The organism is Crocosphaera chwakensis CCY0110 (assembly GCF_000169335.1).
Lineage (GTDB): Bacteria > Cyanobacteriota > Cyanobacteriia > Cyanobacteriales > Microcystaceae > Crocosphaera > Crocosphaera chwakensis.
In genome coordinates this window covers 76,810-99,493 of the sequence record NZ_AAXW01000008.1, presented here as the reverse complement: position 1 = coordinate 99,493, position 22,684 = coordinate 76,810, and the positions used below count along the sequence as shown (strand labels likewise).

Sequence of the window (22,684 nt, the reverse complement as noted above, 5' to 3'; positions counted from 1 at the left end):
TGAAATTTTTAGTGTTCATTTTAGCGGTTTTATGCACAATTATCAATTTGATAACTTATACCAGTTCTTAGAAATGGCTAGATAGATCGTGTTTAAAGTGTAGGTTGGGTTAAGGCACGAAACCCAACAACCATAAGCTTTTGTTGGGTTTCACTATCGTTTTACCTGACATCTTGCACCAGTACATAAGAACTAAATATAAAACAAAAAAAATCAATTATTAAGCAGTTACCTTTCATTATGAACCCTGTTACCTGTTCCCCGTTCCCTCTTCCCTCCCTAAACTAGCTAATTTAATCGAAGGTGCAAGATATAAGTTACCCAACCTACCAAGTTTCCGCTCACTTTTGAGAATTGGCATTAGACAGAAAAACTCACGTTACTATTCAAACACACTCACCAACATACTTAAGCATCATGCACCCCTCATCTGATAGAATTGTCATGGAAGTTCCTATTTTTAGTAGCCCCGAAGGAAAGACAGTTACAATTTTAATCAGACCTAATGAGCAAAAACGAACGCCGAACCTTCTTATTAGACTTTGAGAAACCACTATGGGAATTAGAGGCTCGCATTGAACAAATTCGGCAATTGGCTGAGGAAAATAATGTCGATGTTTCTGAACAAATTGCTCAGTTAGAAAGTCGAGCGCAAAATCTCAGACAAGAAATATTTAGCAGTCTTACCCCCTCTCAACGTCTACAATTGGCTCGTCATCCTCGTCGGCCGAGTACCTTAGACTACATTCAATCCATTGCTGATGAATGGTTTGAGTTACATGGCGATCGCGGGGGCTACGATGATCCTGCTTTAGTGGGAGGAGTCGCCCGTTTGGGAGGCCGTCCGGTGGTCATTCTCGGCCATCAAAAAGGACGGGATACTAAAGATAATGTGGCCAGAAACTTCGGAATGCCGGCACCAGGAGGCTACCGTAAGGCTCTTCGCTTAATGGAACACGCTAATCAGTTTTCTATGCCCATTTTGACCTTTATTGATACTCCTGGAGCTTGGGCTGGTGTTGATGCTGAAAAATTAGGTCAAGGGGAAGCGATCGCTTTTAACCTGCGTCAAATGTTTAGTTTTGATGTTCCTATTATTTGTACTGTCATCGGAGAAGGGGGTTCAGGTGGAGCTTTAGGCATCGGTGTGGGGGATAAACTATTGATGCTTGAACACGCTGTTTATACCGTAGCGACTCCCGAAGCTTGTGCAGCTATTCTCTGGAAAGATGCTAAAAAATCTGCTCAAGCAGCCGTCGCCCTCAAAATTACTTCTAAGGATTTGAAAGAATTGGGAATTATTGATACTATTGTTCCAGAACCGTCAGGGGCTGCTCACGTCAACCCCTTAGAAGCAGCAGCTATCCTTAAAGAAACGTTAGTGAATCATTTAGAAGAGTTATCAAATTTAACCCCCGAAGAACGCAAAAACTTACGTTATGAAAAATTCCGCGAGATTGGTGTTTTTCTTGATTCAACCTCGAATACTCCCGTTCCCTCATAGTTTTTCATCGGGGATCATAGGCAAAACCATTGATTTTTGCGATCCCTCGTTAAGAATTGACCGAGGGATGTTATAATTGATTAGGTAAACTTTTGTAACAAAACATTAAAAACACCGTAGATGTTACTGAGGCTTTGCCTAAGGGGACTATCTTCTAAAAAAAATCAGACATTTTCTGATCTAACTATGGGGTAATCCCGTCGTTTTAGTTCCTAAAACTTTAACGCAAGCCCTTACCAATTATCTATGATGCTCTCAAGAGTGCTGAGATTTGAATATAGAAAGCCAATAATACCATGAATTCTTCTTCAAGTCAACTAAACGCCATCATTACAGGAGCAAGTAGTGGTATTGGCAAAGCAACCAGTTTAGCCTTTGCTCAAGCAGGGATTAATATAGCTTTAGTTAGCCGTTCTCCAGATGCTCTAGAGACGGTTGCTCAAGCTTGTACCCAAGAAGGAGTAAAGGCCAAACCCTATGTTATGGACTTAATAGAATTAACCAAAATTCCAGCAAAGATTAAGGAAATTGTTAGGGATTTTGGCAACATCGATATTATAGTCAATAACGCAGGAATGGGCTACACCAATTTACTAGGGGAAACTTCCTTAGCAGACTGGCAACAGGTTATCAATTTGAACTTAACCAGCGTTTTTCAATGTGTGCAAGGGGTTTTACCCCAGATGCGAGAGCAGAAAAAAGGAACCATTATTAATGTTGCTTCCATTGCTGCCACTCAAGTTTTCCCAGAGTGGGGAGCTTATTCTGTGAGCAAAGCAGCGTTACTGTCTTTTTCTAAAGTATTAGCGGCCGAAGAACGCAGTCATGGCATTCGTGTGGTGACAATTTCTCCTGGTGCGGTTAATACATCAATTTGGGACACAGACACGGTACAAGCTGACTTTGATCGTAGTGCCATGCTAACCCCTGATCTCGTGGCGCAAACCATTCTTCAAGCGGTCTTATTACCAGCCGAAGCCGTCATTGAAGATTTAACCATTTTACCTAGTGCTGGAACTCTTTAATCCCAAGATCAGCGTTTTTTTATTACTATGACAATAGCTTCCTCCAACGGCTCCAACTTTCGTCAGTCTAATGGTTCTAACGTGCTTAATCCCAATTTAGTAGATCGGGTAGCCAGTAGACCAGATCGCAACACCCATAATGGACAACAGGCGAAAATTCAGCCCACTTCTGATGAAAGCACCGAGAAAATGAAAGAAGCGGTTTATACCATGTTAGAAGCAGTGGGAGAAGATCCTGAGCGTGAAGGGTTACTTAAAACCCCGAAACGGGTTGCAGAAGCCATGAAATTCTTGACTCAAGGCTATAATCAGTCCCTAGAAGAGTTGGTCAATGGAGCCATTTTTGATGAGGGACATAACGAAATGGTGTTAGTTCGAGATATCAATTTCTTTAGTCTCTGTGAACATCATATGTTACCCTTTATGGGACAAGCTCATGTGGCTTACATTCCTAACCAAAAAGTAGTCGGCTTGAGTAAGTTGGCTCGCATTGTTGAAATGTATTCTCGTCGCTTACAGGTGCAAGAGCGTCTCACTCGTCAAATTGCTGAAGCCATCCAAGAAATTTTAGAACCCCGTGGCGTTGCGGTAGTAATGGAAGCCAGTCATATGTGTATGGTCATGCGTGGGGTTCAAAAGCCAGGATCTTGGACAGTTACCAGTGCTATGATTGGCGAATTTGATGAAGAACAAAAAACTCGTGAAGAGTTTCTCAATTTAATTCGTCATCAACCAAAATTCTTTTAGAGAATTGATGGATTAAACGATGAAGGGTCAACTGCTGTTGACCCCTTATTTTAATATAAATTAGTTTTGTTAATTCATTTAGCTAACACCAGCATTGGAGGAAGCATAAACAGCAACGGTAAGCAAGCCACCGACTAACAATACAGCGCCAACTCCCAAGATAATATAGTTACGTTGTTGAGAGGGGCTAGGAGGCTTAGCTTCATAAACCTTGGGTTCTACTGCAAAGTTGTTTAAGCGTCCGCCTTCTTCTGTGGTATAGGGCATAAAAGATCCTCTTATGTACTTTTTAAAATTTAAGTTACCACTCTTAATATAATATAAATAAACTTTACAAACAAGGGAAGACTAATGAACTACCATGAAAACGATAGGATTAATATCTTGTCCTTTGTTTAGTTTGAATGAGAGATATAAGTCTTCTGACTGTGTAAATTAGTAAAATTAGGTATTCGTATATAAGTAAAGATCGGCAGAAACCCGTAGGTTTACTGAAACTATCTTCATTTCTATAAGTTAGCCTATATGATAGACCCAATTTTTACTATTTTTCAACAATAGAATTAAAGTTATCCCATTAGAGTTATTGCATTGCCTTTACTTTTTATATTAGTAGTTCCTGCTGATGAAATTTCCTTTTTCCTCTCGTCATCTCTCTTTGTATCTTCCTCTACTGATTAGTATTTTAATAGGGGGAGGACTTTCAATTTTTATTGCTTTGATACATTGGTCTTCGGAAATTGATAGGTTTAAAAAAAGTTTTGAAAAACCAGGAAATTATTTAGTTGAACATTTACAAAAACAAATTCAAGAATATACTAATATTACCAACACATTAGGAGCATTTTATGAGGCTTCAGACCTAGTAACTCGTCAAGACTTTCAGGTTTTCACTCAGAACTTTTTAAACGAATATTCAGAAATTTTAGGGATAGCTTGGGTTCCAAAAATTTCTCAACAAGAACGTTTTTTTTATGAAAAAAAAATGAAAACTTCTGGGTTTAGTAATTTTATAATTTGGGCAAAAAATGGGAGTAATCTTGATAATAGGACTGAGTATTTTCCAGTAACCTATGGTGAACCTAAAAAAAATTATGAATCCGTTATTGGTCTAGACTTAAGTTCAGATGAAGTATTAAATAGTCCTTTGGAAAAAGCAAGAGATACAGGAGAAATTACTTCTAGTCAGCCAATTGCCTTAATTAATGGGGAACAAGGATTTATGTTATATTATCCCGTTTATCGTCGAGAAAGTTATCCTAAAAATATTCAAGAGCGTCGTCAAGAATTTAAGGGAATTGTTTATACAGTTTATCAAATAGAAGATGTAATTAAAACGATATTAAATAATTCATCTTTTCTTAATCATACTTTTTATATTAGTAATACAAAAAAGTTACAAGACAATAGTGTTTTTATAAATTTTGATGCTAAAACAAAACAAACAAGTACCACGAAAGCCATTCTATTTCCAATCCCATTAAGTTGCAGAAAAATATTACCATGTCAACATGAAGTAATGATAGCAGATCATCAATGGTTTATTACAATAATTCCTCAATTCAATAAAAAAAATATGATAATAAAATCTACTTTTGTTTTTTTCTTAGGATTAGGCTTAACTACATTAATAACAAATTATTTATGGAAGACATTATCAGAGAAAAATCATATAGAAAAAGTTGTTGCAGAAAGAACTAATGCTTTAATGAAAACAACTGAGGAATTAGAAAATATCGTTAAGCAAAGAACTAAAGAACTAGAAAAAGCTAATGAAGAAAAAAATCAAATTCTAGATAAAATTAATCATGAATTGCGAGTACCATTAAATAATATCTTGGGATCTTTAGATGTATTGACTCAAAATAGTAGCTTAACAAAAAAAGAGCAAAATAGCTTTAAAATGATACACGAAAATAGTCAATATTTATTAAAATTATTTAATCAAATATTAGAGTTTTATAAGCTAACATCAGAAGAAATATCTATTCAGTATAATGTTGTGAATTTAAAAAATTTAGTTATTAGTGTTTTAAAGCAATATGATCAGCAAGCAAAGGCAAAACAAGTAAAATTAAAGTATTATATTGATTCAGAAGTTTCTCAATATATAAAACTAGACGAAAATAAGCTGACAAAAATTCTGATTAACCTGCTAGATAATGCTGTTAAATTTAGTTACAAAGGTGTTATCACTATTAGGCTATTTTGTGATAATCAGGCTTGGCTTTTAGATAATGATATCGATTATAATAGTTTTAAAAAAAATCTTTGGATTGAAATAGAAGATCATGGAAATGGTATTCCTATAGAAATTCAAAAAAAAGTATTTAAACCTTTTTTTAGATGGAAAGAAAATAAGGGAGTTGGTTTAGGATTATCTATTACCCGTAAATTAATTAGTTTAATGGGTGGAAAAATTTACCTAAAAAGTCAATTAGGTAGGGGGACAATTCTTCAATTTCATATACCGGTCACTATTCCTAAACCGGAAGAAATTCACATAACGTCTAAAAGTAAAAAAATAGTTAGTATTGCAAATGATGAACCAAATTATCGTATTTTAATTGTTGACGATCAGATTGAAAGTCGAGAATTATTAATCAACTTTTTAAGACCTATCGGTTTTAACGTAAAAGAATCAACTAACCAAGAAGATACTTTAATTATAGTAAACAATTGGCATCCCCATTTAATTTTTATCGATACTCAAATGCTCTTATTACAGAAGAATAGTGATTGGATGAATATCAAATGTTTTCAATCACTAGGTAAAACTATTATTATTGGGGTAGCATCAGGAAAAATAGAAAATAATCAAGTTGACGAATTACAATTGTATTGTGACGATTGTCTTTATAAACCATTTGCAATTGAGTTAATTTTAGAAAAAATTAATCATTATTTAGGAGTTAATTACTATTATGAATATGAAGATATCGAAACAATTACGACAGGAACAATTGTTAAAAATCTAAACTCTTCTGCTTTAGAAATGATGTCTTCACAATGGCTTGAGCAAGTTTATTGGGCTGCTAGTTCAGGAAACGGTCGTATTTTACAAGACTTAATTCGACATATTCCTGATAATAATTCTTCAGTTATACTAAGTATGATGGAATTAATTGATAATTTTAATTATCGTGAAATTATACAAATTATTAAACCATTAATTAATTATGACTCTAAAAAATAAAAAAAAAGCAGATATTCTGATCGCCGATCATCAAGTAGACAGTTTAAAATTATTATCTAAAATTATTGAAAATCAAGACTATCAAGTTAGACAAGCTATTGATGGTGAAATGGCTTTAATTGCAGTAGAAACAGAAATTCCTGATTTGATTTTATTAGGAACTAATTTAGATAAACTCAATAGTTATGACCTATGTAGAAAATTTAAAGAAAAAGAAGAAACTGCTAATATTCCTGTTATTTTTTTAAGTGATTTTGATGAAATTGGCGGAAAAGTAAAAGCTTTAGAAGTAGGAGCAATTGATTATATTATTAAACCTTATCGACAAGAAGAATTATTGGCGATAATAAAGAACCAAATTAATATTAGTTTAAAAATAAAACGATTACAAGAAAAGAATAATTTTTTAGAACCAAAATTAAAATTAGTAGAAGTTTCTCAGAAATTTCATCAACAAATGCCACTGGAATCTTACTTCTTGTATCAAGCGATCGCTGCAACTAATAATGGTATCATTATTACAGATGCAACCACTTCTGATTATCCAATTATCTATGTTAATCCAGGATTTGAAGTAATGACAGGGTATTTCTTTGAAGAAGTGAAAGGAAAAAATTGTCGTTTTTTACAAGGAAGTGATCATAAACAACCTCAACTTGAGCAAATACGTCATTGTCTTTACCACGGAGAAAATTGTCATATTACACTAAGAAACTATCGTAAAGATGGTTCATTATTTTGGAATGAACTATCTTTATCTCCCATTAAAGATGAATCAGATAAAATTATTTATTATGTGGGCGTACAAACGGATGTTACTGATAAAAAAAGAGCCAATGAAGAGCAACAGAGATATGAAGCGTCTCTACAAAAAATGAATCGGGAATTGCATGAACTGAACCAAAAATTATATCGTTTAGCTAATATGGATGGGTTGACAGAAGTGGCTAATCGACGCTGTTTTGATGAGACGTTAGAACAAGAATGGAAGCGTTTGACTAGAGAGAAAAAACCTTTATCCCTAATCTTGGGAGATATTGATTACTTTAAACGCTATAATGATGAGTATGGGCATCTAGGCGGTGATGATTGTTTAAAGAAAGTGGCAGCAACTATCGCCCAAGCCACCTTAAGACCGGCTGATTTAGTCGCCCGTTACGGGGGAGAAGAATTTGCCGTAATCCTACCTGATACTCCCTATGAAGGAGCAAAACAAGTTGCTCAAAGAATTTTAGACTCCCTGCACCAATTAAAGATGCCTCATAAAGCTTCTGATGTTAAACCCTATGTCACCATGAGTTTAGGGGTTGGAACTATTAATCCTTCTTTGGAAACAAAGGCCACCTGCTTTGTGGATCAGGTAGATGAAGCGTTATTTAAGGCTAAAAAACAAGGACGCGATCGCCTCAAAGGTGTGGACAAACAGACCTCTTGATCCCTGTGTAACAATGTAAGTGTAATGTAAAGAGTTACCCAGGAGGAAAATTTAAGATGACTACCGAATCTCAAGTACCTAAAGAAAGTGCAATTACTCCCACAGACACTGAAGAAACAGCGATTACTCCTGAAGTCGTTTCCGAAGACTCCTCTAAAACCCCTAGTGAGATTCAACAAGAAACTACTGCACTGATTGAGGCCATTAGAAGTAAAGCCTTAACCGAAGCAAAAGAGGCGGGAGAATTAGCCCGTGAGAACTATTTAGACACAGTTCGGCGCATTCGTCAAGATATCGAAGAACGAAAACTCTTTGATCCTCATCGCATTGATGAGGCGGTTAAGTACATTCAAACGGAGGTAGAAAAAGATTGGGAGAGTGTGGTTAAAGAATGGAATAGTGTGGTTAAAGAGGTGAGTAGTTTCGGCGATCGCCTTAATGAAGCGGCCAAAGCTGCTTGGGAAATTTTAACCACACCGTCTAAAGATAAGAATAGTTAGGTTTAATCTTTTTAGTTAGATTTCTAACTCAGTAACTGACATTTTATAGGTGGGCTAATGCTCACCTAAATTTAACGTGAGTTCGACGAGAATTTTGTGGCCAACAGAGAACACCAGACCTATGCTGGAAGTAGTATTCCTCAAGGTCTGGTGCTATGGATATAAAATCTCGTCTCGATCTTACTGAAGTTTTCTGTGATGTCGATGATTGTCTTGGTGGCTTGATCGCTTATACCTATTTACCTCAAAAAGCGATTCAGCGAGTTGGGCGGGTTCCCCGACTTGAAGCGAGTGTGCAATTAATTAACTTTAGGTACTTAATTATTATTTTTAACAACGATAAGCCAAGGCAAAGCGGGCAATTCCTGCTAGATCGGGTAAAAGATTAATGTCTTGATAGCGGGAAGATTCTTGTAATAATTTTGAGATTTTCTCTCCTTGTCCGGCCATCATTTCTACTAAAAAAATGCCCCCTGAAATGAGATAATTAGGGGAAGTATCAATGAGATAATTAATCGCATCGAACCCTTCATGTCCCCCATCCAAGGCGAGTATGGGTTCATGTTCTTTCACTTCTGGTTGTAGTTGAGATAATAAGGAAGTGGGGATATAGGGAGGGTTAGAAACCATCGCGCTAACTTGTCCTTGAAGATGTTGTAAGGGAGTCCACCACGATCCTTGATATAAATGAATTTGAGAAGAAAAGCCTTCTTTTAGGGCATTTTCCTGGGCAATGGTTAACGCTTCGATGCTAGTATCGACAGCATGGATAGTTGCTTGGGGAAAACTGTCCGCTAAACCAAGGGCGATCGCACCACTTCCTGTTCCTAAATCTACCCAATGACCAGATGATAAATGAGGGTTAGGACTGTGTTGAACCGCTTTGAGAGCAAAATCAATGATTAATTCTGTTTCAGGGCGAGGAATTAAGACATCAGGGGAAACTTTTAAACTAAAACGTCGCCAGGGAGTCATCCCGACTAAATATTGTAAAGGAACTCTTTCTTTGACCCGGCGTTGCCATAATTGGCTTAATTTTGGTAAGGGACAATTGATAGGAATCTGCGATCGCTCTTTAAATAACCCTAAACGCAAAGATAAACTATCCAATGGAGTCATCGCCAACACAAACCAGTCTACCTCCGAGGGTGAGATATGAGCAGACACCGCTTCTTGTTTTGCCCAATCATACCATTGTTGTAATTCTTGGCCTGAAATAGTACCTTGAGAGTCCATAAACAATATTATTGAAGTTGATTCTCAGAATTAGAGCGGATAATTTTCATCATTTCCTGAGAGGGCCAAAAGCGTAAACTTCTCAGTAAAGCGTTATCATTGTTTTCTAAATTAGCAATTAAACTACTTAGAGAAATCACATTAATACTGATATCCTGACCTAATTCGGGTCGAGTTTGACTAACTGTTTCAATCCATCGATCAATCGTTGCCTTTTCAAAGAAAATAGGGACAACTTCTTGATCCTCTTGTTTGATGGTCAAATAGGATTGATCTGATTCAAGTTTAGCTAAATATAAAGGAACATCCCCTGGATACTTTTGCCCTTTTTCTGTGACTAATTCACGAGCCGTCCGTAATTCTTGAGCGCTGGGAATATAATCAAGAAAAAGACGGCTTGAATTAGTTGAAGTATCTCTGGCAATTTCGTAAATACGACTCAAGGGAAGAATTTGAATACGATAAGAGTCAGCTGTCTGAGAATTAATTTCTTTTAACTCTCTCAAAAAAGCTTGTGCTTCGTTGCGACTCATGAAAACAGGAGTAATGACACTCCCATCGTCTAACTGACGACCAATGGGTAAACCTTGCTGATCGAGTAAGCTATAAACAGGGACTCCCGATAAAAATTCGACAATTTCCCTTTGAGGTAAAGCAACGACGGCTGCAGGTTGGATGAAATTTAGATTAGTAAGAGGATTTATCAGAATTCCGAGGGTTAAACTCCAACGAATTAAAGTCTTCATGGCGTTTTTTGGTACTTAGTATAACAAATAGATAATCCCCAAACTAAAACATCTGGGGATCTTCATTATCGATTAAATGATTCTGTTACTGTCCTTGATTTTGCTGAGATTTAATAGCTTCTTGGATAAATTCCATGGTTTCCTGGGAAGGGACTAATTGTATCTGTTTGAGCATAGCATCATCTTTATTTTGTAATAAACCAATAACATTTTCGAGAGCAATGACTTCTATTTGCATGGTTTCAGCAATATCGGGCTGATCTTTCTTCATTTGCTCTGCGATCGCCTGAATAGGCGCTTTTTCAAAGAAGAAGGGAATCACTTCTTTATCGTCTTGCTGAATGGTTAAAATACTATTATCTGGTCCACCCCGTAAGGTGAATAAGGGAACGCCTCCTTGATATTGCTGTCCGTTATCACTTAAAACTTTTTTAGCAGAGTCTACCGCGCTGGCCATGGGAATATAAGCAAATTTCAAAGACTCTGTTTCGGTGTTATTGGCTAAGGCAAAGCTATATACTGCTCCTAAAGACACGGGTTGCACTTTGACTTTATTGCCGATTTCAGGTTGATTTGCTTTAAGTTTAGCAAGAAACTGGTTAGCATCTTCCTGGCTCATAAAAACTTGTGTTACCTTTTGATCGTCTTCTAACGTTGCTATTAAAGGCCCACCCTCTTCTGTGGTAATCGTAAAAACAGGAACACCCTGTAATACCTTGATGACTTCAGCTTCAGGAAGTGCTAAAGCTTTGGGAACTTGACCGAACCAAGAGGTTAGTAAGGTACTACCTAATAGTCCTAAGGTGGCACTCCAACGAATTAATGATTTCATAAAAATTAACCTCGCATTTTATAACTATCTTTATATATTAGAGTCTAATTTTAGAGTTGTAGCGACTCTGTTGATCATTATGATAACTTTTTTACCTTATCAGATTCAGTTTTAAAGTGCCTCAGTTAATCATCTAAATTTATTTTTAAAGCGTTTAAACATAGACACTTAAGGTGATTAGACTTTTTTTTTGTCAGTAAGTTCCTCTGTTCACATTAAGGAGAATCAATCGGTGAGCCGATCATTCCCATAACCGTCGTCTTGTTGTACCCTTTAATCTCTGATGAGTATCGTTTAATAACTTAGGAATCTCTAAATTTTCAGGACAACGGGGTAAACATTCACCGCAGTCTGTACAACGATGTCCTTTATTTCCAGGAAACCAATGTCCGGCGTTTTCTAACATTCCATAACGATATTGTCCATAATTGTTCATATCATAAGCAACGGCTAAATTTCTTAATCGTAAAATCTCAGGAATATTTATCGATTCAGGACAAGGTAAACATTGATAGCACTGACTACATTTTTCTGTGGTTAAAACGGTGTTTAAATGTTCCTCTAGTTGATTTAATTTTTTACTTTCTTCAGGGGTTAGTCGGTTGTTTCCCTCAAACATAGATATAATTGAATTAAATTCCTTCGCCTCGGACATCCCCGCACTTAAGGTAGTAATTCGCTGATCGCTTAACAAAAAGCGATAGGACAATTCCAAAGGAGACAACGGCGAACATAACTCCTGAAGTAAAGTAGAAGGTGTAAACAGTAAACCCCCTTTATCTCCAGGAGAAATAATAAAAATACCCATATCCTTTTGAGCAGCTAAAGCGATCGCTGGTTCATTCCGTTGAAAAAAATAGTAATAGTGTAGATTAATAAACTCAAATAAATCAGTCTCTATAGCTGCTAAAATCAATTCTAAGCTGCCATGAGTAGAAAAACCAATGTGGCGTATCTTACGTTGGTGTAATGCCCGTTGTAGTGGTAAAAAACAGCCATTAGGGCGGGTTATCCATTGAAGATGTTCCCAAGTATTGATCCCGTGAATGGCTACACAATCGATATAATCCAATTTTAACCGTTCTAATGATTCATCAATCCATTGAGCCATTAACTCAGCATCAGGGGTGGGAGTCAACTTAGTGGTAATATACAGTTCTTCTCTAGAAACTAAAGTTTGTTGTTGCAAAAAGTGACCTAAAAATTGTTCGCTTTTGCCGTATCCTCTGGCTGTTTCTAGATGGTTGATACCGAGAGAAATTCCTGTTTCTAAAGTGTTATTAAATACGCTTTCCGATGCTAGACAACGCATCGTTCCTAGAGAAAAAATAGACAAGTTTACATTCGTTTTACCAAAACGCTTGTACCGCATTGTAACTAATTTTTAACTTTTATTGTTCATCATTTTTTTCTAATTTTCCCCGTTGAATTAAATCTTCAGGGCGTAACTTGTCCAAAAAATTTCGGAATGCTTGACGTTCTTCTTCATCCGCTTCTCTATCAACTGGAATAGAGGCATCTGCAATCACTTCTTCCATTACCCAGATGGGACTATTCGTCCGTAAAGCAATAGAAATAGCATCACTAGGGCGACAATCAATTTCTTTTTTCCTTTTTCCTTGTTTCATGCAAAGAATGGCATAAAACGTATTATCCTGTAAAGAATGAATGATAATTTTCTCTAAAGACATTCCCCAAGCATCAAACAAATTAGCAATTAAATCATGAGTTAAAGGACGAGGGGGTTTTTGATTTTCGATCGCGCCAATAATAGATTTGGCTTGATCTTGCCCAATATAAATAGGTAAAGCGCGACGTTCAGAACCATCTTTTAACAAAACAATGGGACTGCGAGTAACTGCGTCTAAAGCAATTCCTGCCACTTTCATTTCAATCATTGACCAATCCTCTTTAATATCTTTAAAAAACGATTATTTTTGCTGTTTAACCTAACCATTGACCCCGTATTAATTGATTAATCAGCTAAGTTGAACAATGGGTTATACTCACAGTATGCCCCAAAATGTAAATAAGATTCTTGTATAGAACATAGGGGAGATGTTTTTGAGGAAAGCTTAGTTAATGTTTACTGGTTTAATTCAAGGTCTTGGCATTATTCGTCCCCTCGAATCTGATCGCTTTACCCTCTCGATTCCCGATAGCTATTCCTCCTCTATTTTATCAGATTTGGCCATTGGGGATAGTGTTGCTGTTGATGGGGTTTGTTTAACGGTAGAAGAAATTGTCTCTAATGGGTTTGTTGCTACGGCTTCCCCAGAAACCCTACAACGTACTACTTTAACCCAAAAAATTGAAACCGCCAGCTATGTTAATTTAGAACCTTCTTTGCGAGTCGGTAGTAAATTAGGGGGTCATTTTGTTACGGGTCACGTGGATGGTTTGGGATGCTTAGTCGAAGCTATCGCTACCGACAAAGCCTGGGAAATGTCCTTTCAAGCCCCTTCCTCTCGTCAAGAACAATGGGACACTTATATTAAACCTTATTTGATCCCTAAAGGGAGTGTGACTGTCAATGGGATTAGTTTGACAGTGGCTCAATGTGACGCTATAGGAACTTGGTTTAAAGCATCGGTAATTCCTCATACCTACAGTCAGACCAATCTTTGTTATCTAAAAACAGGAGATTGGGTCAATATTGAGGGGGATATTTTAGGTAAGTATGTAGCGAAATTATTAGGAAAACAGTTCAAAGGGGATCAATCTGTAGCTGAGATTAATTTAACTTTCTTAACAGAACATGGTTATCTTTAAACTTTGATTTTGTCTATTTACGTAAAAAAACGGATAACACTATATTTATTTGAACAGCATCTCCATAATTTTGTCTAAGATCCTAAACTTGGGTTGTTTATTTGGAATTATGAGGCATACTAGGTATAGTAGATATTACATCTGTTAATTTAATTAAAAAAATTACAGACATTAGACATTATTTTTAAAAGTGGGTGTGGGAAATTTTAAATAATAACTGATGTCTAGTAAGAGATAGTAGATAGTCCTATCGTAAGCCGTGAACGCAGGATTATCTCTATCCCAGCTTGCTATTGACGAGGAAAATAATCAATGAATCACGGACAAAGTAACCCCAATATAAAGCCATCAACTGTTATTAAATCTCAACCCAATGAAAAGCATTCTCAATATTCTAACGATTCCCAAACAGACAAAACAACTAAAATTATTACTGTAAAAAAAACTTCCTTAACTAAGGAAACTCCTTCTTCATGGACTCCTGAAAAAAAGTTGAGTCTTCAAGAAAATTCTTGGAAAATTATGAACCCATCTTCTACTCAAAAAAGACCAGATTCTTCTTATCCAGTCTTCTTTTGGGAAGTGTTAATAACAGTCGCTTTATTAGTGATGGCGTTATGGATGCAAGGTTTACCGACAAGACAAGTCCCACAAAATACCAATAGTGGGACTGTACCCTCTTTTGAGATGACGGATCCTGAAATTAGGTTTTAGTCTTTGTGTTGGTGTCAAGGGATTGATTACGTAAATCCCATGAAGCCTTGACAACTGCTAGTTAAGGGTTGACACTGATGTTAAAAGTTATGTATTATTAAGAAATGCAAATAGCTTTGTCGTTCATCTCTACATTGTTACGAGAAAACACAGTGAAGGGACGGAAGTAGGCTTGTATCATGAAGCCGAAGGAACGCTCAAACTGTCGATAAACATGAGGTTGTAACAGAACAATGCTTATCATTTCTTTAATCACTTTAGCGATCGCTTCAGTGTCAGCTTTTTTGAGTTATAACTTAAAAGAAGATGTGGTGAAAGCTGCTATGGGGTGTGTTGCTTTACTATCATCTCTGTTAACGCTTTTATTTGCTCCTTGGATTTTGAAGTTAAGTATTATTGCTATTCCCTTAGTGATTGATAGGCTAAATAACTTAACTACCGAGGAATCTCCTAATTAGATTCAGTTTTCATCTCCGTCTTCTTACAACTTCACTCAGCAAATTAACCTAAAAGTGATAGGCTTTGTGAGTCTCAGGGTCAAACTTGAACCGTTTCGAGGCGTGAGTATCTCCGTAAAGATTCAGCGTTACAGTTGGTTCATTGCCTGTCGCTTCAACACAATGAATGGCTCCTGTTGTAAAACTAATAATATCCCCTGTTTGAAAAACTTGCTCACCAACCTTTTCAATATTTTGGGGATGTTTTGCCGTGGGGACAGATTTCCAAAAGGTATTTTTTTGTTCTCCTTTTAAAGTAGCCACAACTCCCCAGGTTCCGTGATTATGGACAGTTGTGCTAGTTCCTGGTAACATAATCTCTGTTTGTAGAGTTAAGGGATATCCAGATTCATCGTAGAGTAATTTAACGTCGGTTCCGGTTGCTGTAGAAGGGGTAGGAATCTCTTGACTTATCCAGTAAACATTTAAAAGTAACTTCCGTACCAAACGACGAAGGGTAGGAAGATACTCAGTTTCTGGTTGTTTACTGATTTCTGCTTGGTTAACCACATCATCTAATTCTGTCAAAAAGCGATGCAAACGATAGGATGTGGTTGCGCTTAATAAGTCCCATTGTCGAGGAGATGGAAACGCTAAACAATCACCATCATCTCGAATCAACCAATCTTGTTGTGGCATATAATTATTACTCCTATCAATCGCCAAACCCTATGGTTTAAACCTTGATTCAATCCTACTTAATCAATCATAGGTTACAGTAACCAATGATTTAAGCAGAGTTCAATTAAATTTAACGTTTCTTGACTATTCACCTCAATTGGGTTTGAAGGAGGTAGGAGTGAAAAGGCAAAAGGGAGGGGGCAGAGAGATATATAATAGGTTTAATTTCAAGACATTAATAATCATTATGGAAGATATAGTGTTTCTCGGACTCATGAAATACACCGAATATTTAACTTCTGACTCCTAAAACTAGAAAACGCTATATCTCACAAGTATAATAACTGCATATTTATGGCTCTGTAATTTACAGGATTCGTCAGGATCATTATGAGTTTTTAAACAACTGTTAGATAAAAATTTAGCTAATTCTCAGTTATTCCATGAATTAGTCAGACAAGTTGACTTTAAATGGCGACCAATATATGATGAACATCCTTATTTTCAATCTCTAGGACAAAAGGTCTATCCTAACGATGAATATAGTCACAAATCGATAGAAGAAAAATTCAAAAACCTCTTAACTAAAGAATAATCAACAAATTTTTTTGAAAAGTAGTTTGTTGTTATGTCAGAATAATAGTAGCATTATCATTTTTTTGAATACAATCAATAATTAGTATCTTTATGAAACTTACTTGGCTTGATAATAACTCTTGGTTGATAGAAATTTCAGGAAAAAGAATCCTTCTTGATCCCTGGTTAGTTGGTCCGTTAGTCTTTGGTAATTTAGATTGGTTATTCAAAGGGGTTAAATCAAACGCTTATGATGTTAATAAGCCTATTGATTTGATTCTTTTATCCCAAGGATTAGACGATCATGCTCACATTCCTACTTTAAAAGAACTGGATCATAATATTCCAGTGGTAGCCTCTCCCAACGCCACAAAAGTTGTCAAAGAATTAGGGTACACTGATATTCGTACCCTGGAGCACGGTGATAGTTACACCTTAGATGAAACGATTGATATTAAAGCCTTTCCTGGATCTCTCGTCGGTCCACAATTAGTAGAAAATGCTTATATTATTAACGATTTAACAGAAGGGCAAAAACTCTACTATGAACCCCACGGCAATCATTGCTCAGAATTACAAGGAGAAGGGGATATCGACATTATTTTAACCCCAGTGGTGGGAATTAGTATTTTACATCTTCTGCCTATATTGCAGGGTCAACAAACCACCCTAAAATTGTGCCAAACCCTAAAACCGAAGTTTATTTTACCTACTGCTGGGGCGAAAGAAACAGAATATGAAGGATTGTTAGTTTCTTTATTGCGACAAGAAGGAACCATCGATAAGTTTCGTCAACAGTTACAAAATAATAACCTTGCCACTCAAGTCATGACTCCTAATCCTGGAGAAACCGTTAATTTGACCTCTCAATTGGTTAATTAATGACGCTTGTATCTCCCCGTGACTATCCTCACAAGCACAAAACCAGATATCCTACTAAATAGGACTGTTAAAGCACAGGTTAAATGATGCAATTTTCCAAAATCCTAATTGCCAATCGCGGGGAGATCGCCTTACGTATTTTACATACTTGCGAAGAACTTGGTATTGGGACGGTTGCGGTTCACTCTACCATTGATCGTCAAGCCCTCCATGTTCAATTAGCGGATGAAAGTGTGTGTATTGGTCCGCCAGCTAGTGGTAAAAGTTATCTCAATATTCCTAATATTATTTCGGCTGCTTTGACGCGCAACGCAACGGCAATTCATCCAGGATACGGATTTTTAGCAGAAAATGCTCGTTTTGCAGAAATTTGTGCTGATCATCAAATTGTCTTTATTGGCCCATCTCCTGAAGCGATTCGGGCGATGGGGGACAAATCCACAGCTAAAAAAACCATGCAAAAAGCAGGGGTTCCTACGGTTCCTGGAAGTGCCGGACTCCTTGACACGGAAGAAGAAGCCTTAAATGTCGCCCGCGATATTGGTTATCCTGTAATGATTAAAGCAACTGCCGGAGGTGGTGGGCGCGGAATGCGTTTAGTCCGAGAAGAAAGTGAGTTTTCTCGCCTTTTTCAAGCAGCCCAAGGGGAAGCAGAGGCGGCCTTTGGTAATGCTGGCGTTTATTTAGAAAAGTTTATTGAACGTCCCCGTCATATTGAATTTCAGATATTAGCCGATAGTTATGGTAATGTGATTCATTTAGGAGAAAGGGACTGTTCTATTCAGCGTCGTCACCAAAAATTGTTAGAAGAAGCCCCTAGTCCTGTTTTAACTCCTCAACTCCGTAAAAAAATGGGAGAGGCTGCCGTTAAAGCAGCTAAATCTATTAATTATGTTGGTGCCGGAACCGTTGAATTTTTAGTGGATAATCAGGGGAACTTCTATTTTATGGAAATGAATACCCGTATTCAAGTTGAACACCCTGTTACTGAAATGATTACGGGATTAGATTTAATTACAGAACAAATTCGTATCGCTCAAGGAGAAAAATTACAATTCAAACAATCAGAAATCTCCTTAAAAGGTCATGCGATTGAATGTCGGATTAATGCTGAAGATCCTGATCTCAATTTTCGTCCCCATCCTGGAAAAATTAGCGGTTATCTTCCCCCAGGCGGTCCAGGGGTAAGAATGGATTCCCATGTTTACACCGATTACGAAATTCCTCCTTATTATGACTCTTTAATTGGTAAATTGATTGTCTGGGGACCTGATAGAAATACAGCAATTAAACGCATGAAACGGGCTTTAAGAGAATGTGCGATTACAGGGGTTCCTACTACGATTGATTTTCATAAACGGGTATTAGAAACCCCCGCCTTTTTAGCAGGGGATGTATATACTAATTTTGTGGCAGAACATTTAATGCCTCAATCGTAAATGTTAGGGTTAACCGAATCTTTTTTAAGGACTGGTTAACCCACTAATAGCAGCAATATCCACTTGAACACCTGCTGCTTCTTCTGGGGTTGCAGACCTGTCAAAATAGGCCATATTTTTGAATTTTTTTAGATAAATTTAACTTAAATTTAACCAGCCCAACTAACCCAATTTGCTGAGGTTGCTGATAAAGGTTCGTCTACTTCACATTGGTCTGTGTTATCTAAAGACATTTCTTGGGTATCAGCTACAGTTAAATCAGTGTTAATAATAGTAGCACCGCAAAGTTTCGCTCCGCTTAAATCTGCCCCATCTAAATTTACTTCTTGAAGTTTAGCTTTGTTTAGATTGGCATTCTGTAAATTAGCACAGCGTAAGTCAGCGTTGGTTAAATCAACTCCAGTTAAATCTGCTTCGCTTAAATCTGCTCCAATGAGGTTAATTTCTGTGAGATTAGCACCGACTAAATGGGCTTTTGTTAAGTCCGCATCGGTTAAATTGGCTTGAGATAAACAAGCACCACTTAAATCGGTTTCTTTTAAGTTTGCTCCACTCAAGTCTGCACGACTTAAATTAATTCGTTGTAAATTGAGTCCTTCTAAGTTGGCTTTATGTAAACTAACCCCTTGAAAATTTCGTTGATTTTTCAAATAGTTGGTAAATAATTGTCTCTCTTTCATGATGTGTTTCTCCGACTCAGCGAATAGGCTTCTCTTTCGCTTAATTGTTAGTTATCTATGACTGGTCTTTTATGGGTTATTAATAATTATCCGAATTGAAGCGAAATGTCAGCATTCAATAATTTAATCTTAAAAGATTTTTATAAATTCACAACAATAAATTAGCCAGAAATCAATAAGTTTTAACAAAAATTGATATTACTTTATAATTTCTGGCTGATATTAAACCTATTTTTGTAATGTTCTAATATTCAAAAATGAACGAAAGGAACCCGATAGGTTGGACGTTTTACATCTCCTAAATTGTAATCGTGGTCTTCTAAAACTTCGTTTAAAGCCTCAGTTTTAGCCTCAAGGGAATTTTTATCAGTTTCTAGGGAAGGAATTTCCACATTGCGAGGATATTCGCCTCCAACAGCCAAGCTTTCGTCCCTAGTTCTTGATTCTGTTCCTTCTAAATCTTGTAGGCTTCCCGTATAGGTTTCTAAAGGTTTAGGATCAGTAATAATTTCTGTTTGTGCCTCAACTGGGATAATAAAAACGAGGGTACTTATTCCCAACGTTAAACTCCCGATGGCAATTTGAGAAAACTGTGCTAAAGTGTTAAACATATTCATTATTTTCTCTCCAATTATTGGTAGAGGTTTTCAAGGATATTACGTCTATAGCCCAGTTAAAATAGAGCTAAGAGTAAGAGTGTAGTTATTCAGTTTGAACTAAGAAGAATATGAGCCTTTACTGCTCATGAATGTTTACCTCGAAGAGATCACAAATTCTCTAAGAGTTTTTGGAAAGTTTCACCAACAAAAGGTTAACTAATTAGAGACTTAAACACTCCTCATTACTTAATTTTTTGTTGTCTTTACTTTGACTAACTTCATTATGTCGAAGGTTGAGACTAAACTAAATAAAAATAAACAAAAATTTTATTTGTTAGGTTAATCAGGGTCAATGGGTGGAAACGTTGTACAAGAGATAACGAGTCAAAACTGTGAACTTTTGTTAAAAAATGAGCATAATTAGGGTTTTGAATTGAAGAAAATGAGATTCTGAACCCTACATATTAGTAAACTCAGATTTTTTTACTGCAACTTTTAAGATTCACTTAACCAATAAACTCTTAACGTTTCCACAATATAAATTAGCCGGCTGCTTCGGCAGGTTGTTGATTTGCCTTAATTTTTCTACGAGAAGAAGAACGAGTGCTTTCTGTTGCTTCGAGGGGGATGAACTCAATATGGTTGAGTAAAGTGGTAACGAAAGCAAACAGTAAGAAGGGTAAAGACAACACTAAAACCAGTCCCACAACAGCGAGAGCGTAAATTTGACGAGTGCTGCTCCATAATCCTAACGCACTCGCTAAAGTTAAGAAAATGACGATTAACCAAACAATAATTTGACCGTAAACATCACCAAAACTTAAGGTGCAAACCATACGGTATTTTTGAGATTCATTGTCCATTATAAAAATTCCCACAATTAGCTGCTTCTGATGTTCTACGTTAATAACGATGATAGATAAAAGGACAATATTTAAAGATTTTTATAAAGTGTCGCAATATGACTTTACAATTCAACTTATTTATGTCATCGATCCTTAACTACCATAGTGCAATAGTCCTTTCAATTATGATGAAAATCAGGATATTTGTGGGCAATTCTCAAAGGTCATAATAGGCTAGAAAACAGAATAATCATAAGATGTAATATTTACCAGGAGGTTGTTTCTGATATGTCAGGAGACTCACGTATCGAAAATCGGGATTACACCCTGATGATCGACAAAAGCAGTAGTATGGCTACTTCTGATGGTCCTGATGGCAAAACCCGTTGGCAAATTGCCCAGGAGTCAACCTTAGCCTTAGCGAAGAAATGCGAAGAGATTGATCCTGATGGGATTACAGTCTATGTATTTTCTGGTCGTTTTAGACGGTACGATAACGTCACATCGGATAAAGTGACAAAAGTGTACGAAGAAAACGAACCGATGGGACAAACGGACTTAGCTGGAGTTTTGCAAGATGGTCTAAACAACTATTTTGAACGCAAAGCAGGAGGAAAAACACAAGCCAATGGAGAAACCTTTATTATCATTACTGATGGAGAACCAACGGATCGTAAAGCCGTTATCAGTTTGATAATGGATGCGTCTCAAAACGTTGATCGAGAAGATGAGTTAGGTATTTCCTTTATTCAAGTGGGAACTGATAAAAACGCAACTCGTTTTTATAAGGCGTTAGATGATGATCTTCAATCCGCTGGGGCGAAATTTGATATCGTTGATACGGTTACGGTTGATGATATGAAAGGGATGTCTTTAACCGATGTCTTGTTAAACGCTCTCATCGACTAAGATACATGGGTTTTGAGCCTCTATCGGTTAGGGGCTTAAACCTGTTTTATCAGAGAACATTATTTGGTATTGCTAAAAGCTTTAAAAAATGTTAGCCTAGAAAGGCTATGGGAAATGACAATAAAGCTATCAAAATCGTTAGTGATAATCGTAAAGCTCGCTTCCTCTATGAAATTTTAGAGACTTATGAAGCGGGAATTGAACTGGTGGGAACGGAAGTTAAGTCCATTCGTGCCGGACGGGTTAACTTGGCCGATGGTTATGCGTTCATCAAAAATGGTGAAGCTTGGTTAACCAATGTTCACATCTCACCCTATCAAGGCAGTAGTCAATATTTCAATCACGATCCGAAACGTACCCGTAAACTGCTTTTACATCGTAAACAGATTAGTCAATTGATTGGGAAAATTGAGCAGAAAGGTTTAACCTTAGTGCCACTCAAACTCTATTTTAAAGGAAGTTGGGTCAAAGTCGGCCTTGGGTTAGGAAGAGGTAAGAAACTCCATGATAAACGAGAAACCGTCAAACGTCGTCAAGATCAACGGGAAATTTCACGGGCGATGAAACGTTTTTGATGAAGCAATGTAACTGATGCCTAGAAGTAGAAGTTATCGAGATGACTTACTTAAATCCCTTCAAGACCCCATTAAAGCAGGGGAATATCTTAATGCAGCCTTATCCGAAGGGAAGGATGTCTTTTTTTTAGCCCTTAAGGATGTGGTTGATGCTCAAAAAGGCATGACCCAACTGGCTAAGGATATTAATCATAGTCGGGAAAGTCTTTATAAAACCCTTTCATCCCATGCTAATCCAAAATTTATCGGTATTTACGATATTCTTGAAAGTTTGGGCTGTCACATAACTATTATCCCTAATAATCGTAGTTCGTTAGAATCATCACAGCACTCGTAAAGTCCCTCCTTCAACTT

Annotated in this window: 24 protein-coding genes and 1 riboswitch; of the genes, 14 read left to right on the top strand and 10 right to left on the bottom strand. The window is 36.8% G+C overall.

From position 1 onward, the window contains the following. Positions 1-505 precede the first annotated feature (505 nt). From accA to folE, 3 genes are all read left to right on the top strand, one after another. Positions 506-1,504 (top strand): acetyl-CoA carboxylase carboxyl transferase subunit alpha, encoded by a 999-nt coding sequence (accA, locus tag CY0110_RS07280; RefSeq protein ID WP_008274730.1) that lies wholly within the window; start codon positions 506-508, stop codon positions 1,502-1,504. A 296-nt stretch (positions 1,505-1,800) separates the two neighbouring features. Next, the gene (locus CY0110_RS07275) at positions 1,801-2,529 is read left to right on the top strand and encodes an SDR family oxidoreductase (RefSeq protein ID WP_008274728.1); all 729 of its coding nucleotides are present in this window, start codon (positions 1,801-1,803) and stop codon (positions 2,527-2,529) included. Between the two features lie 27 nt (positions 2,530-2,556). Further along, the gene (gene folE, locus CY0110_RS07270) at positions 2,557-3,276 is read left to right on the top strand and encodes a GTP cyclohydrolase I FolE (protein ID WP_008274727.1); all 720 of its coding nucleotides are present in this window, start codon (positions 2,557-2,559) and stop codon (positions 3,274-3,276) included. 78 nt (positions 3,277-3,354) lie between these two features. Here the strand turns inward: folE and psb34 are convergent, their stop codons facing one another. Beyond that, on the bottom strand, positions 3,355-3,543 hold the full coding sequence (psb34, locus tag CY0110_RS07265) for a photosystem II assembly protein Psb34 (RefSeq protein ID WP_008274725.1): 189 nt from the start codon (positions 3,541-3,543) through the stop codon (positions 3,355-3,357). A gap of 358 nt (positions 3,544-3,901) precedes the next feature. On the opposite strand from psb34, the gene CY0110_RS07260 reads away from it, so the two are divergent. The 3 genes from CY0110_RS07260 to CY0110_RS07250 are packed head-to-tail and all read left to right on the top strand — an operon-like array spanning position 3,902 to position 8,407. Beyond that, positions 3,902-6,472: a CHASE domain-containing protein gene (locus CY0110_RS07260; RefSeq protein WP_008274723.1), complete on the top strand. Its 2,571-nt coding sequence runs from the start codon at positions 3,902-3,904 to the stop codon at positions 6,470-6,472. Further along, positions 6,456-7,907, top strand: a complete 1,452-nt coding sequence (locus CY0110_RS07255) for a GGDEF domain-containing response regulator (RefSeq protein WP_008274722.1) — start codon at positions 6,456-6,458, stop codon at positions 7,905-7,907. The genes CY0110_RS07260 and CY0110_RS07255 overlap by 17 nt, the downstream gene beginning before the upstream one ends. Before the next feature lie 56 nt (positions 7,908-7,963). Further along, the gene (locus CY0110_RS07250) at positions 7,964-8,407 is read left to right on the top strand and encodes a hypothetical protein (RefSeq protein WP_008274721.1); all 444 of its coding nucleotides are present in this window, start codon (positions 7,964-7,966) and stop codon (positions 8,405-8,407) included. Between the two features lie 330 nt (positions 8,408-8,737). Here CY0110_RS07250 and prmC read toward each other — a convergent pair whose 3' ends face one another. From prmC to CY0110_RS07225, 5 genes are all read right to left on the bottom strand, one after another. After that, a complete protein-coding gene (gene prmC / locus CY0110_RS07245) occupies positions 8,738-9,643 on the bottom strand; it encodes a peptide chain release factor N(5)-glutamine methyltransferase (protein ID WP_008274720.1) in 906 nt (301 codons plus the stop codon). An 8-nt stretch (positions 9,644-9,651) separates the two neighbouring features. Continuing rightward, a complete protein-coding gene (locus CY0110_RS07240; RefSeq protein WP_008274719.1) occupies positions 9,652-10,389 on the bottom strand; it encodes a Tic22 family protein in 738 nt (245 codons plus the stop codon). Between the two features lie 85 nt (positions 10,390-10,474). After that, positions 10,475-11,221: a Tic22 family protein gene (locus tag CY0110_RS07235; RefSeq protein ID WP_008274718.1), complete on the bottom strand. Its 747-nt coding sequence runs from the start codon at positions 11,219-11,221 to the stop codon at positions 10,475-10,477. A gap of 241 nt (positions 11,222-11,462) precedes the next feature. After that, entirely contained in the window at positions 11,463-12,593 is a 1,131-nt protein-coding gene (locus CY0110_RS07230) for an aldo/keto reductase (RefSeq protein ID WP_008274717.1), read from the bottom strand. A 19-nt stretch (positions 12,594-12,612) separates the two neighbouring features. Further along, a complete protein-coding gene (locus tag CY0110_RS07225; RefSeq protein ID WP_008274716.1) occupies positions 12,613-13,119 on the bottom strand; it encodes a bifunctional nuclease family protein in 507 nt (168 codons plus the stop codon). Positions 13,120-13,303: 184 nt separating this feature from the next. Here CY0110_RS07225 and CY0110_RS07220 point away from each other — a divergent pair, with 184 nt between their 5' ends. From CY0110_RS07220 to CY0110_RS07210, 3 genes are all read left to right on the top strand, one after another. Then, entirely contained in the window at positions 13,304-13,993 is a 690-nt protein-coding gene (locus CY0110_RS07220) for a riboflavin synthase (protein WP_008274715.1), read from the top strand. A 312-nt stretch (positions 13,994-14,305) separates the two neighbouring features. Further along, positions 14,306-14,707 carry a hypothetical protein gene (locus CY0110_RS07215; protein ID WP_008274714.1) on the top strand — a complete coding sequence of 134 codons (402 nt, stop codon included), beginning with the start codon at positions 14,306-14,308 and terminating at the stop codon, positions 14,705-14,707. 118 nt (positions 14,708-14,825) lie between these two features. Then, a riboswitch (Glutamine riboswitch) is annotated at positions 14,826-14,907 on the top strand. A 33-nt stretch (positions 14,908-14,940) separates the two neighbouring features. Next, complete coding sequence (locus CY0110_RS07210; RefSeq protein ID WP_008274713.1) at positions 14,941-15,165, top strand: hypothetical protein; 225 nt, start codon at positions 14,941-14,943, stop codon at positions 15,163-15,165. Between the two features lie 48 nt (positions 15,166-15,213). Here CY0110_RS07210 and CY0110_RS07205 read toward each other — a convergent pair whose 3' ends face one another. Continuing rightward, positions 15,214-15,843 carry a cysteine dioxygenase family protein gene (locus tag CY0110_RS07205; protein WP_008274712.1) on the bottom strand — a complete coding sequence of 210 codons (630 nt, stop codon included), beginning with the start codon at positions 15,841-15,843 and terminating at the stop codon, positions 15,214-15,216. Between the two features lie 669 nt (positions 15,844-16,512). Between CY0110_RS07205 and CY0110_RS07200 the strand changes: the two genes are divergently transcribed. Both CY0110_RS07200 and accC read left to right on the top strand, forming a co-directional pair. Beyond that, complete coding sequence (locus tag CY0110_RS07200; RefSeq protein WP_008274711.1) at positions 16,513-17,283, top strand: MBL fold metallo-hydrolase; 771 nt, start codon at positions 16,513-16,515, stop codon at positions 17,281-17,283. An 86-nt stretch (positions 17,284-17,369) separates the two neighbouring features. Beyond that, positions 17,370-18,722, top strand: coding sequence for an acetyl-CoA carboxylase biotin carboxylase subunit (gene accC, locus CY0110_RS07195; RefSeq protein WP_008274710.1), 1,353 nt, complete (start codon positions 17,370-17,372; stop codon positions 18,720-18,722). Between the two features lie 149 nt (positions 18,723-18,871). On the opposite strand, the gene CY0110_RS07190 is transcribed toward accC, so the two are convergent. The 3 genes from CY0110_RS07190 to CY0110_RS07180 all read right to left on the bottom strand — a co-directional run bounded on the left by CY0110_RS07190 (position 18,872) and on the right by CY0110_RS07180 (position 20,864). Next, positions 18,872-19,402, bottom strand: a complete 531-nt coding sequence (locus CY0110_RS07190) for a pentapeptide repeat-containing protein (protein ID WP_008274708.1) — start codon at positions 19,400-19,402, stop codon at positions 18,872-18,874. Positions 19,403-19,653: 251 nt separating this feature from the next. Beyond that, positions 19,654-20,019 (bottom strand): hypothetical protein, encoded by a 366-nt coding sequence (locus tag CY0110_RS07185; protein WP_008274707.1) that lies wholly within the window; start codon positions 20,017-20,019, stop codon positions 19,654-19,656. A gap of 524 nt (positions 20,020-20,543) precedes the next feature. Next, positions 20,544-20,864, bottom strand: a complete 321-nt coding sequence (locus CY0110_RS07180) for a hypothetical protein (RefSeq protein ID WP_008274705.1) — start codon at positions 20,862-20,864, stop codon at positions 20,544-20,546. 270 nt (positions 20,865-21,134) lie between these two features. Here CY0110_RS07180 and CY0110_RS07175 point away from each other — a divergent pair, with 270 nt between their 5' ends. From CY0110_RS07175 to CY0110_RS07165, 3 genes are all read left to right on the top strand, one after another. Further along, on the top strand, positions 21,135-21,755 hold the full coding sequence (locus CY0110_RS07175) for a vWA domain-containing protein (protein ID WP_008274704.1): 621 nt from the start codon (positions 21,135-21,137) through the stop codon (positions 21,753-21,755). A 107-nt stretch (positions 21,756-21,862) separates the two neighbouring features. Beyond that, positions 21,863-22,330 (top strand): SsrA-binding protein SmpB, encoded by a 468-nt coding sequence (gene smpB / locus CY0110_RS07170; RefSeq protein ID WP_008274703.1) that lies wholly within the window; start codon positions 21,863-21,865, stop codon positions 22,328-22,330. 16 nt (positions 22,331-22,346) lie between these two features. Further along, positions 22,347-22,667 carry an addiction module antidote protein gene (locus CY0110_RS07165; protein ID WP_008274702.1) on the top strand — a complete coding sequence of 107 codons (321 nt, stop codon included), beginning with the start codon at positions 22,347-22,349 and terminating at the stop codon, positions 22,665-22,667. Positions 22,668-22,684 lie beyond the last annotated feature (17 nt).

Excerpts from the sequence above, each read along its gene's own strand:
- accA (WP_008274730.1), top strand. The coding sequence starts at position 506 with ATGAGCAAAAACGAACGCCGAACCTTCTTATTAGACTTTGAGAAACCA.
- CY0110_RS07275 (WP_008274728.1), top strand. The coding sequence starts at position 1,801 with ATGAATTCTTCTTCAAGTCAACTAAACGCCATCATTACAGGAGCAAGT.
- folE (WP_008274727.1), top strand. The coding sequence starts at position 2,557 with ATGACAATAGCTTCCTCCAACGGCTCCAACTTTCGTCAGTCTAATGGT.
- psb34 (WP_008274725.1), bottom strand. The coding sequence starts at position 3,543 with ATGCCCTATACCACAGAAGAAGGCGGACGCTTAAACAACTTTGCAGTA.
- CY0110_RS07260 (WP_008274723.1), top strand. The coding sequence starts at position 3,902 with ATGAAATTTCCTTTTTCCTCTCGTCATCTCTCTTTGTATCTTCCTCTA.
- CY0110_RS07255 (WP_008274722.1), top strand. The coding sequence starts at position 6,456 with ATGACTCTAAAAAATAAAAAAAAAGCAGATATTCTGATCGCCGATCAT.
- CY0110_RS07250 (WP_008274721.1), top strand. The coding sequence starts at position 7,964 with ATGACTACCGAATCTCAAGTACCTAAAGAAAGTGCAATTACTCCCACA.
- prmC (WP_008274720.1), bottom strand. The coding sequence starts at position 9,643 with ATGGACTCTCAAGGTACTATTTCAGGCCAAGAATTACAACAATGGTAT.
- CY0110_RS07240 (WP_008274719.1), bottom strand. The coding sequence starts at position 10,389 with ATGAAGACTTTAATTCGTTGGAGTTTAACCCTCGGAATTCTGATAAAT.
- CY0110_RS07235 (WP_008274718.1), bottom strand. The coding sequence starts at position 11,221 with ATGAAATCATTAATTCGTTGGAGTGCCACCTTAGGACTATTAGGTAGT.
- CY0110_RS07230 (WP_008274717.1), bottom strand. The coding sequence starts at position 12,593 with ATGCGGTACAAGCGTTTTGGTAAAACGAATGTAAACTTGTCTATTTTT.
- CY0110_RS07225 (WP_008274716.1), bottom strand. The coding sequence starts at position 13,119 with ATGATTGAAATGAAAGTGGCAGGAATTGCTTTAGACGCAGTTACTCGC.
- CY0110_RS07220 (WP_008274715.1), top strand. The coding sequence starts at position 13,304 with ATGTTTACTGGTTTAATTCAAGGTCTTGGCATTATTCGTCCCCTCGAA.
- CY0110_RS07215 (WP_008274714.1), top strand. The coding sequence starts at position 14,306 with ATGAATCACGGACAAAGTAACCCCAATATAAAGCCATCAACTGTTATT.
- CY0110_RS07210 (WP_008274713.1), top strand. The coding sequence starts at position 14,941 with ATGCTTATCATTTCTTTAATCACTTTAGCGATCGCTTCAGTGTCAGCT.
- CY0110_RS07205 (WP_008274712.1), bottom strand. The coding sequence starts at position 15,843 with ATGCCACAACAAGATTGGTTGATTCGAGATGATGGTGATTGTTTAGCG.
- CY0110_RS07200 (WP_008274711.1), top strand. The coding sequence starts at position 16,513 with ATGAAACTTACTTGGCTTGATAATAACTCTTGGTTGATAGAAATTTCA.
- accC (WP_008274710.1), top strand. The coding sequence starts at position 17,370 with ATGCAATTTTCCAAAATCCTAATTGCCAATCGCGGGGAGATCGCCTTA.
- CY0110_RS07190 (WP_008274708.1), bottom strand. The coding sequence starts at position 19,402 with ATGAAAGAGAGACAATTATTTACCAACTATTTGAAAAATCAACGAAAT.
- CY0110_RS07185 (WP_008274707.1), bottom strand. The coding sequence starts at position 20,019 with ATGAATATGTTTAACACTTTAGCACAGTTTTCTCAAATTGCCATCGGG.
- CY0110_RS07180 (WP_008274705.1), bottom strand. The coding sequence starts at position 20,864 with ATGGACAATGAATCTCAAAAATACCGTATGGTTTGCACCTTAAGTTTT.
- CY0110_RS07175 (WP_008274704.1), top strand. The coding sequence starts at position 21,135 with ATGTCAGGAGACTCACGTATCGAAAATCGGGATTACACCCTGATGATC.
- smpB (WP_008274703.1), top strand. The coding sequence starts at position 21,863 with ATGGGAAATGACAATAAAGCTATCAAAATCGTTAGTGATAATCGTAAA.
- CY0110_RS07165 (WP_008274702.1), top strand. The coding sequence starts at position 22,347 with ATGCCTAGAAGTAGAAGTTATCGAGATGACTTACTTAAATCCCTTCAA.